At 61.8% G+C, this 9,912-nt stretch carries 7 protein-coding genes and 1 pseudogene; 2 read left to right on the forward strand and 6 right to left on the reverse strand.

Annotated features, from left to right (window positions below):
- Positions 1-81 precede the first annotated feature (81 nt).
- Entirely contained in the window at positions 82-1,098 is a 1,017-nt protein-coding gene (gene cysK / locus NW844_RS10755) for a cysteine synthase A (protein WP_414335559.1), read from the reverse strand.
- Between the two features lie 220 nt (positions 1,099-1,318).
- On the opposite strand from cysK, the gene dxs reads away from it, so the two are divergent.
- Complete coding sequence (dxs, locus tag NW844_RS10760) at positions 1,319-3,274, forward strand: 1-deoxy-D-xylulose-5-phosphate synthase (RefSeq protein ID WP_414335552.1); 1,956 nt, start codon at positions 1,319-1,321, stop codon at positions 3,272-3,274.
- 2 nt (positions 3,275-3,276) lie between these two features.
- On the opposite strand, the gene NW844_RS10765 is transcribed toward dxs, so the two are convergent.
- The 3 genes from NW844_RS10765 to fbp all read right to left on the reverse strand — a co-directional run bounded on the left by NW844_RS10765 (position 3,277) and on the right by fbp (position 6,982).
- Entirely contained in the window at positions 3,277-4,191 is a 915-nt protein-coding gene (locus NW844_RS10765) for a tetratricopeptide repeat protein (RefSeq protein ID WP_414335554.1), read from the reverse strand.
- Positions 4,192-4,397: 206 nt separating this feature from the next.
- Positions 4,398-5,948, reverse strand: a complete 1,551-nt coding sequence (gene zwf, locus NW844_RS10770) for a glucose-6-phosphate dehydrogenase (RefSeq protein ID WP_414335555.1) — start codon at positions 5,946-5,948, stop codon at positions 4,398-4,400.
- A 50-nt stretch (positions 5,949-5,998) separates the two neighbouring features.
- Positions 5,999-6,982 (reverse strand): class 1 fructose-bisphosphatase, encoded by a 984-nt coding sequence (gene fbp / locus NW844_RS10775; RefSeq protein WP_414335561.1) that lies wholly within the window; start codon positions 6,980-6,982, stop codon positions 5,999-6,001.
- Positions 6,983-7,331: 349 nt separating this feature from the next.
- Between fbp and ilvD the strand changes: the two genes are divergently transcribed.
- Positions 7,332-9,029, forward strand: coding sequence for a dihydroxy-acid dehydratase (ilvD, locus tag NW844_RS10780; protein ID WP_414335563.1), 1,698 nt, complete (start codon positions 7,332-7,334; stop codon positions 9,027-9,029).
- Positions 9,030-9,104: 75 nt separating this feature from the next.
- Here the strand turns inward: ilvD and NW844_RS10785 are convergent, their stop codons facing one another.
- Positions 9,105-9,344, reverse strand: coding sequence for a hypothetical protein (locus tag NW844_RS10785; RefSeq protein WP_414335557.1), 240 nt, complete (start codon positions 9,342-9,344; stop codon positions 9,105-9,107).
- 67 nt (positions 9,345-9,411) lie between these two features.
- Positions 9,412-9,609, reverse strand: a pseudogene (locus NW844_RS10790) (RNA-guided endonuclease TnpB family protein); the annotation flags it as partial.
- Positions 9,610-9,912: the final 303 nt, after the last annotated feature.

Raw genomic sequence — 9,912 nt, forward strand, 5'->3', positions numbered from 1 at the left:
CCAAAACCACCCAGCCTTGCCCCACCGTCCGTTTCCACAACTCAAAGTGCAAGTGCGGCCCCGTCGCCCCCACGTAGCCGATTACTGGAGCTTTTGGCCTGGGTTGGATGGTCCAAGACTGCTGGGATCCCCGACCGGCCCGCCCGCGCGGTCAGAATCCCGCTCTAGGTCGCGGAAGAGGGGCGTGCTCAAGTAGCGCTCGCCAAAACTGGGCTGGATCATCACAATTAGCTTGCCGGCGTTTTCCGGTCGCCGCCCCACCTGGATGGCTCCCGCCAAGGCAGCTCCGGTGGAAATGCCGGAGAGGATCCCCTCTTCCCTGGCCAGGCGGCGGCTGTAGATCATGCTTTCCTCATCTTCCACTGCAATTACCTCATCCAGCAGGTCGCGCCGCAGCACATCGGGCACAAATCCTGCTCCGATCCCTTCAATGCGGTGAAAGCCAGGCCGCCCGCCGCTGAGGACAGCACTGGCCTTGGGCTCAACGGCCACCAGTCGAATGGCCGGTTTTTTCCCCTTCAGAAACTCGCCCGCCCCCGTGATGGTGCCGCCGGTGCCTACCCCTGCCACCAGGATATCCACCTGGCCATCGGTATCCTCCCAAATTTCCGGGCCGGTGGTTTGGTTATGAATCTGGGGGTTGGCGGGATTGGCGAATTGGCCCAGCATGTAAGCGTTGGGGGTGCGGCGCACGATCTCTTCGGCCTTCCAGATGGCCTCCCCCATGCCGCCGGCGCTGCTGGCCAAATGCACCTCTGCCCCGTAGGCTTTCAACAGCAGTCGCCGCTCCAGGCTCATGCTCTCAGGCATAACGATGATCAGCCGGTAACCCTTGGCAGCAGCAGCCATGGCCAGGCCAATGCCGGTATTGCCAGAGGTGGGCTCCACCAAGATGGTCTTGCCGGGGGTGATCAAGCCAGCTCGTTCGGCAGCCTCGATCATGCTCACGGCGATGCGATCTTTCACCGAGGCGGCAGGGTTAAAACTCTCCAATTTCACTACAATCTCAGCCAGACACCCTTCGGATTGAGGGATCCGATTAAGCCGCACCAGGGGGGTACGACCGATGAGCTGGGTGATGTTGGCGGCGATTTTCATGGCTAACAAAAAGAGAGAAACCAATTGCGAATAGGCCTTCAGTCCAAAGCAGCCGAGGGCCTTGTGCGATGCTAACCCTTGCATGAGCTCCTTGGTGCTCCCTCTCAGGATCTCACTGCCCTTGGCCCAGGGGATCCCGGCGTTTTCCAAAGTGGGATGGCAACAAAACCCGCCCAGAAAATGATCTAGAGTGAGATCACACCGGAAGGACGAGTCCCCTATGCACCTGAGTGACATCACTCATCCCAACCAGCTTCGAGCCCTGAACCTCAGCCAGTTGCGCAGCCTAGCCCGCCAGATTCGCGAAAAGCACTTGCAAACGGCTGCCAACTCCCCAGTCGGCTGCCATCTGGGACCAGGGTTGGGCGTGGTGGAGCTGACCCTGGCCCTCTACAAGACCCTTGACCTGGATCGCGACAAGGTGATTTGGGATGTGGGCCACCAAGCCTATGCCCACAAAATGCTCACCGGCAGGTATCACAACTTTCACACGCTGCGCCAGAAAGGGGGGATTTCCGGCTACCTGAAGCGCAGCGAGAGCCGCTTCGACCACTTCGGGGCCGGCCACGCCTCCACCAGCATCTCGGCGGCCTTGGGCATGGCCATCGCTCGGGATCGGCGGGGGGACAACTTCAAGGTGGTGGCCATCATTGGGGATGGTGCTCTGACTGGGGGCATGGCCTATGAGGCGATCAACCACGCCGGGCACCTGCCCAAGACCAACCTGATGGTGATCCTCAACGACAACGGCATGTCGATTTCTCCCAACGTGGGGGCGATCCCTCGCTATTTAAACCGCCTGCGCCTCAGCCCACCGGTGCAGTTTTTGGCCGACAGCCTAGAGGAGCAACTGAAAAATCTGCCCCTGCTGGGATCCAGCCTCAGCCCGGAAATCGACCGCCTCAAGGAGACGGTGAAGCTGGTTACTGCCGTGCAAAACAACAAGGCGGGCATCATCTTTGAGGAGCTGGGCTTTACCTACGTGGGGCCGGTGGACGGGCACAACTTGGCAGAATTGTTGGATGCCTTTGAGTTGGCCCACGGCATCTCTGGGCCGGTGCTGGTGCATGTGGCCACAGTCAAGGGCAAGGGCTACCCGCCAGCGGAAGCGGAGCAGGTGGGGTATCACGCCCAATCCCGCTTTGACCTGGCCACCGGCAAGCCCTACCCACCCAGCAAGCCCAAGCCCCCCAGCTACAGCAAGGTCTTTGGCCACGCCCTTTGCAAGCTGGCGGAGCGGGATCCTCGCATTATCGGCATTACGGCGGCCATGGACACTGGCACCGGCCTAGACAAACTCAAGGAAAAGCTGCCGGATCAGTTTATAGATGTGGGGATCGCCGAGCAGCACGCCGTCACGTTGGCTGCCGGCATGGCCTGCGAGGGGATGCGCCCGGTGGTGGCCATTTACTCCACCTTCCTGCAGCGGGCCTACGACCAGATCATCCACGATGTCTGCATCCAAAAGTTGCCGGTCTTCTTCTGTTTGGATCGGGCAGGGGTGGTGGGAGCCGATGGCCCAACCCACCAGGGCATGTACGACATTGCCTATCTGCGCTGCATTCCCGAGATGGTGCTGATGGCCCCCAAAGACGAGGCGGAGCTGCAGCGCATGGTGGTGACCGGGATCCAGTACACCCAAGGCCCCATTGCCATGCGCTACCCGCGTGGCTCCGGCGTGGGGGTGCCCCTGGCAGAGGAAGGGTGGGAGCCCATTCCCATCGGCAAAGCCGAGGTGCTGCGCAGCGGCGGCGAGGTGCTGATCCTGGCCTATGGATCGATGGTGCATCCCAGTTTGCAGGCGGCGGAGATTTTGAAGGAACACGGCATTGCCACCACTGTGGTCAACGCCCGCTTCGCCAAGCCTCTGGATACCGAGCTGATCCTGCCCCTGGCCCAACAGAGCCGCCTGGTGGTGACAGTAGAAGAGGGCTGCCTCATGGGCGGGTTTGGCTCGGCAGTGGGGGAAGCCCTTCTGGATGCCGATATCCGGGTGCCTTTGTTGCGCCTGGGGGTGCCGGATGTGTGGGTGGAACATGCCACTCCTGAGGAGTCCTTGGCGGATCTGGGCTTGAACAGCGTCGGCATTGCCGAGCGGATCCGGGCCAAGGTTGAGAGGCTGCAGGAACGGATGGGCGCGGGATCCCCGGCCCAAGCTGCCTTGGGCGGCCCCTGAGCCTACTCTTCTGAGAGCCCCATCTGCCGGTTGAACTGCTCGACGGCAGCTTGCTGCAGAGCCTCGGCAACGGGGCGGCTGCGCAGGAGAACTTGCACATCCCGCAGCAGCTTCTCCCGCCACAGGTTCTCCCGCAGCACTTCTAGCCGGGCATAGCTGGGATCCAGGCGCATGGCCTTTGCCCCCAGCTCCTCGGCTCGTCCGGTTTCTCCCCGAATGTAGAGAGCGGTCGCCAAGGCCAAGTAGGGCTCTGCCACAGAGTCGTTCATCTCTATCGTGCGTTCCCAGCGCTCGATAGCAGCGTCGAGATCTCCCTGCTCGTAGTCCACCAAGCCGATGTTGTTCATGGCCGGCCAATAGGCGGGATCCAACTCCAGGGTCTTCTCATATTCCCGCCGGGCGGGATCCCACTGATCCAGCATTAGATAAGCATTGCCCAGTTGGAAGCGGGCGTTGGGGTTATCCGGTTGCAGGGCCACAGCCCGTTCCAAAGCCTCGGCGGCGGCAAAGTAGCTGCCCTGCCGCAAGTAAGCCGCTCCCAGCGAGTAGAGAATATCGGCGTCGTCGGTAGCCAGGGCGCGGGCCTTCTGCAGCGCTTGCACCGCCTGGGCGTAGTCTCCCCGCTCCAGGTGGACGTTGCCCAAAACATAGAGCAGCTCGGAGGAGTTGGGCACCATGGCCACCGCCAGTTGCAAGCGGCGCAGCGCCTCTTCTGTCTGGCCAAACTGGGCCAGCCGCAGCGAGTCAGTGGCCAGTTGCAGGGCCTGGGCCCGCATCAACTCCCCATTGGGCAGGGGAAGGTGCAGCAATACCTGGGCTCGAGCGGGATCCCCTCTCCCTACCCCCAACACCATGGCAAGGCCCAGCGGCAAGGTTAGCAAAAACCGGACAGGTAGCCGGAATACCAGTGGCGGCATGACACCCACGCAAAAACAGGTCATGCCCATGTTAGCTGCAGCAACCGGGGATCCTTCCTGCCAGGGCTGGTTCCAACCAGATGCATGTTTGCGCCGGCGGCGCGGAGCACCATCTCTAACTCCCCTCTCCCTTTGGGAGAGGGGCCGGGGGTGAGGGCCGTCCCTTTGGGAGAGGGGCCGGGGGTGAGGGCAGCGATTCAAACAAACTAGAGACGTCGCCACCGCCGCCCCGACTGGGCCAGCAAGTCTTCAGCGGCCTTGGGCCCCCAGGTGCCGGCCTCGTAGGTGAGCAGGGGCGGCGCGGCACTGCCGCCATTGCCTTCGGGCTGGGCTTCCCAGGCCGACAACACCGGCGTCACCACCCGCCAGGCGGCTTCCACCTCGTCGGCGCGGGTAAATAGGGTGGGATCCCCCAGCAGGCAGTCCAACAGCAGGCGCTCGTAGGCATCCGGGGTGCTCGACCCAAAGGCAGTTCCATAGCGAAAATCCATTTCCACCGAGCGGGTGCGGATCTCCGGCCCCGGCATCTTGGCCTCAAAGCGCAGGGAGATGCCCTCGTTGGGCTGGATGCGCAGCACCAGGATGTTGGGGCTCACCTCCCGGGCTGCCGAAGGAAAAAGAGAGAGCGGCACCTGCTTAAAGTAAATGGCCACCTCGGAGACCTTCTTGGCCAAGCGTTTGCCGGTGCGCAGGTAAAAGGGCACTCCCTGCCACCGCCAAGTGTCGCATTCCAATTTCAGGGCCACGTAAGTGGGGGTTTGCGAGTTGGGGTTGACATTGGGCTCTTGGCGATAGCCTGGCACCGGCTTGCCGGCGATCCAGCCGGGGCCGTACTGGGCTCGCACCGCTGCCGCGGCTACATTGCGCAGATCCGCCAGGCGGGTAGCCTGCAACACCTTGGTCTTTTCGTTGCGTACCCCGTCGCTGCGCAAGGAGACGGGCGGCTCCATAGCGGTGAGGCAATAGATCTGCATCAGGTGGTTTTGCACCATGTCCCGCAGAGCGCCGGCAGCATCGTAGTAGCCAGCCCGATCCTCCACCCCCACCGTTTCCGCCACAGTAATCTGCACATGGTCGATGTAGTTGCGGTTCCAGAGGGGCTCAAAGATGGTGTTGGCAAAGCGGAAGACCAGCAGGTTTTGCACCGTCTCCTTGCCCAGGTAGTGGTCGATGCGGTAGACCTGCTCTTCCTGGCAAATCCGCTGCACGATGCGGTTCAGCTCCTGGGCCGAGGTGAGGTCGTGGCCAAAGGGCTTTTCAATCACCACCCGCGTTTTGGCCGGGTCGGCCAACATCCCGGCTGCCCCCAACTGTTGGATGGCCTGGGCGTAGAAGTCCGGCGCCACCGCCAGATAAAACACCCGGTTGCCGCGGGTGCCCCGCTCCTCATCCAGTTGGCCGAGGAATTGCTTGAGACGCAGGTAGCCCTCGGCATCGCCAAGATCAAGGCGACAGTAGAACAGGCGGCGGGCAAAGTCTTGCCAGAGGGCTTCTGGCCCCAGATCTTGGGGGGCAAATTCTTCCAGGGCCGCCCGCATCTTGTCCCGATAGATCTCGTGGCTCCAGTCGCGCCGGGCCACTCCCACCAAGGTAAACTCCGGCGGCAGCCGTCGCTGCACAAACAGCCGGTAGTAGGCCGGGATCAGCTTGCGGGCCGCCAGATCCCCGGAAGCGCCAAACTGTACCAGGATACAGGGATCCGGAACGCGCTCTTGGTTGAGGCCAACGCGCAGGGGGTTTTCAGCCAGGGTCACCATAGAGTCGGCTCGGCTTGCGTGGGCGGGGTCAGGGAAGAGGGGCTAGGAGGTCAGCGAAGGCAGCGCAACACTTCTTCCACATTCTCGCGGCTGCCGATAATCAAAGGCACCCGTTGGTGCAGGGATTGGGGCACGATGTCCAGGATAGCCTCGCTGCCGGTGGTGGCTACGCCCCCCGCCTGCTCAACTAAAAACGCCAGCGGGTTGGCCTCGTACATCAGCCGCAGCTTGCCCTCTGGTTTTTTCTGGGTGCCCGGATAGAGGTACACCCCGCCCTGGAGAAGGATGCGGTGAAAATCCGCCACCAGAGCGCCGCTGTAGCGGGAGGTGTAGCCATCGTGGCGGTGGACGTAGCGGACATAGTTCTGGATCCCTTCGCTCCACTGGCAGAAGTAGCCCTCGTTAAGGCTGTAGACGGAGCCGCGTTCGGGAATGCGAATATCGCTCTTGGAGAGGATGAACTCGCCCAAGCTGGGATCCAACGTAAAACTGTGTACCCCCTTGCCGACGGAATAGACCAGTTGGGTGCTGGGGCCGTAGAGGATGTAGCCGGCAGCCAGTTGGCGGCGGCCCGGCTGCAGGAGATCTTGGTTGTCTGCTTCCGGACGATCCTCTAGAGGATGAAGGACAGAGAAAATCGAGCCGACGCTGAGGTTGGCGTCAATGTTGGAAGATCCATCCAAGGGATCGATCACCAGGGCCAAGCGGCTGAGGGAGCAGTTTTCCGGCAGGCGGGCCGGCGTTTTCATCTCTTCCGACACCAGCCGACACACCAGGCCCGTCTGCTCCAAGGCGCGGATGAAGGCCCGGTTGGCATAGTCGTCCATCTGTTGCTGTTCTTCCCCTTGGACATTGACGCTGCCGGTCACCCCCAGCGTCCCCTCGATCAGCCCTGCCTGGCTGAGGCGGCGGGCGATCATCTTGCCGGCCAGGGCAATGCGGTTCATCAGGGCGCTGAAGTCCTGCGCCTCGGCAGTAAAGCTGCCAAACTGCTGCAAGACATGGCGGGAGAGGGTGAGCACATCCCGCGCCATCTCCCGTTCGGCGCTGCTGGGCACGGCGGCTGGGGAGGGAGGAGAGCTGAGAATCATATGCGGCTTCACTGACACCTAAGAGGAAACGCCGGAACAAGAGATCCCTAGCTTCTGTATCTCGAACCGGCGGGCAAGGACTGCGTCCCACTGACGCGATTGGAATTTGGGATCCCCTTTACTAGGTAGGCTGGCCGATTCTCGGCGCAGGTGCCGAGAACTTACAGAGTTGCTTCAGATTTGGTCGGATCCCTCTTGCCAGGAGGGTTACGGTTGCCTTTGGGAAAAGCGGTAGGATGAGTTCTACCCATTCTTTTCCCTGCTCACTTTTCTCGGTTTCTTCTTACCAATGATGGCCAACTCTCCTTTTCCGCTGCGCAGCCAAGTGGTCACCCAGGGGGTGCAGCGCTCCCCCAACCGCGCCATGCTTAGAGCAGTGGGCTTTCGCGATGAGGACTTCGGCAAGCCCATCGTCGGCATCGCCAACGCCCACAGCACCATTACCCCCTGCAACATCGGCATCCAAGCCCTGGCCGAGCGAGCCGAAGCTGCCCTGCGGGAGGCCGGCTGCATGCCTCAGATCTTCGGCACCATTACCATCAGCGACGGCATTTCCATGGGCACCGAGGGCATGAAGTACTCCCTCGTGTCGCGGGAGGTGATTGCCGATTCCATCGAGACGGTGGTCAACGGCCAGAGTATGGATGGTCTCTTGGCCATCGGTGGCTGCGACAAAAACATGCCGGGGGCGATGATTGCCATGGCCCGCCTCAACGTGCCTTCCATCTTTGTCTATGGTGGCACCATCAAGCCGGGGCATTACAATGGCCGTGACCTCACCATTGTCAGCGCCTTTGAAGCGGTAGGGGAGTACAGCGCCGGTCGCATCTCCGAGGAAGAGCTGCTGGCGGTGGAGCGCCACGCCTGCCCCGGTGCCGGATCCTGTGGCGGCATGTACACCGCCAACACCATGTCCAGCGCCTTTGAGGCCATGGGCATGAGCCTGCCCTATTCCTCTACCATGGCGGCAGAGGACGAAGAAAAAGCCGAAAGCGCTGCCCAATCGGCCAAGGTCTTGGCCGAGGCCATCAAGGCCAACATTCGGCCCCGTGACATCATCACTCGCCAGAGCATTGAGAACGCCATCTCCGTCATCATGGCCGTAGGGGGATCCACCAACGCCGTGCTCCACTTTCTGGCCATTGCCCACGCCGCGGAGGTGCCCCTGACGCTGGATGACTTTGAGACCATCCGCGCCCGCGTGCCTGTTCTCTGTGACCTCAAGCCTTCGGGCCGCTTTGTTGCCACCGATCTGCACCGGGCCGGCGGGATCCCGCAAGTAATGAAGATCCTGCTCAACCACGGCCTGCTGCACGGGGACTGCCTCACCATCTCTGGCCAGACGATTGCCGAAGTCCTGCGGGATGTGCCGGACGAGCCCAGCCCTGACCAAGAGGTCATCCGCCCCTGGCACAGCCCCCTCTACCCCCAAGGGCACCTGGCCATTCTCAAAGGCAACCTGGCCACAGAAGGGTCGGTGGCCAAGATCAGCGGCGTCAAGACTCCCAAGATCACGGGGCCGGCACGGGTCTTTGACTCCGAAGAGTCTTGTTTGCAGGCCATCCTCTCCGGCCAGATTCGGGCGGGAGACGTGGTGGTGATCCGCTACGAGGGCCCCAAGGGTGGCCCCGGCATGCGGGAGATGCTCTCGCCCACGTCCGCCATCATCGGCGCTGGCTTGGGAGATAGCGTGGGCCTGATCACCGATGGCCGCTTCTCCGGCGGCACCTACGGCATGGTGGTGGGCCATGTGGCTCCCGAAGCCTATGTGGGGGGCACGATTGCCCTGGTGGAAGAAGGAGATCTGATCACCATCGATGCGCCGGCTCGCCTGTTGCACCTGCATGTCAGCGAAGAGGAGCTGGCCCGCCGCCGCGCCCGCTGGTCTCCGCCTGAGCCCCGCTACAAACGGGGCACCCTGGCCAAGTACGCCAAGCTGGTCTCCAGCAGCAGCCTGGGGGCGGTGACCGATTTGAACTTGTGGGATTAGATCCCTCACCCCCAACCCCTCTCCCAGTGGGAGCCAGCCCTCACCCCCAACCCCTCTCCCACTGGGAGAGGGGAGTTAGAGAACGTCTCGTATCTCGACCGGGTGACGTGCCACCTTCCACCGCCAGCGACCGAACGCGCCATGGGCATTGACGGCTTGCGTCCACTCGTCCAGATAGCGCTGCTTCACCCGTTCTAGTTCGGTGTTCTCCTGCCGCACCGCCTCGCAGACATGTTGCACAACTCGTAACATGCTGAGGGTGATGATCAGGCGGCAGCGCAGTTCATCCCGATAAAAAAGAGGTGGGGAGATCAAGATGTGGTCAGAGCGAATAAACTACCCCACCGCATAGGCGGGTGGGGTTTTAGCGCTACGCGCCGCTGATGCGAGTGGAGATGCAGTGGTTTACCCAAACTTGAAAGCGTCTCTCCCTGCCAGACAGCCGTTGCAACAGCTCCCGGCATCGACGCCGAGAACTGCGTGTGCCCTGACTGGCCTTGCGTTGCAGAACCGCTCTCAAGCGGGAGTAGTGGTCTCTTACCTGGTTCAACTGCTGTCCATTCCAGTTGTCCCCCTCTGTTCGCGCCAGCGGGCCGTAGGCCCTGGTCGCATTCAACTTTGTGGCTTGCGACGCAGATACCTTGAGCTTGCAAGAGATAGTCAGAACTTGGGTCATAGTAAGTATATTGGGCGCTATCCTTTCCCACCCGAGTGGGGTATCCCGCGCATTCAGATGAAACTCGAAAAAGCTGCGGCTGTTATTTTACGGTCATTTCAAATAGCAATGAGACGGTTCGTCACATTGTTGTTGCTACGTAACGCTGTTGCGAACGCGCTGCTCTAACTTCCCTCTCCCAGAGGGAGAGGGGTTAGGGGTGAGGGC

The organism is Synechococcus sp. H55.2, from assembly GCF_047462495.1.
GTDB lineage: Bacteria > Cyanobacteriota > Cyanobacteriia > Thermostichales > Thermostichaceae > Thermostichus.

What these genes read in the sequence shown, in the direction of transcription:
- cysK (WP_414335559.1), bottom strand. Translation starts at nt 1,098, where the DNA reads ATGAAAATCGCCGCCAACATCACCCAGCTCATCGGTCGTACCCCCCTG.
- dxs (WP_414335552.1), top strand. Translation starts at nt 1,319, where the DNA reads ATGCACCTGAGTGACATCACTCATCCCAACCAGCTTCGAGCCCTGAAC.
- NW844_RS10765 (WP_414335554.1), bottom strand. Translation starts at nt 4,191, where the DNA reads ATGCCGCCACTGGTATTCCGGCTACCTGTCCGGTTTTTGCTAACCTTG.
- zwf (WP_414335555.1), bottom strand. Translation starts at nt 5,948, where the DNA reads ATGGTGACCCTGGCTGAAAACCCCCTGCGCGTTGGCCTCAACCAAGAG.
- fbp (WP_414335561.1), bottom strand. Translation starts at nt 6,982, where the DNA reads ATGGCGCGGGATGTGCTCACCCTCTCCCGCCATGTCTTGCAGCAGTTT.
- ilvD (WP_414335563.1), top strand. Translation starts at nt 7,332, where the DNA reads ATGGCCAACTCTCCTTTTCCGCTGCGCAGCCAAGTGGTCACCCAGGGG.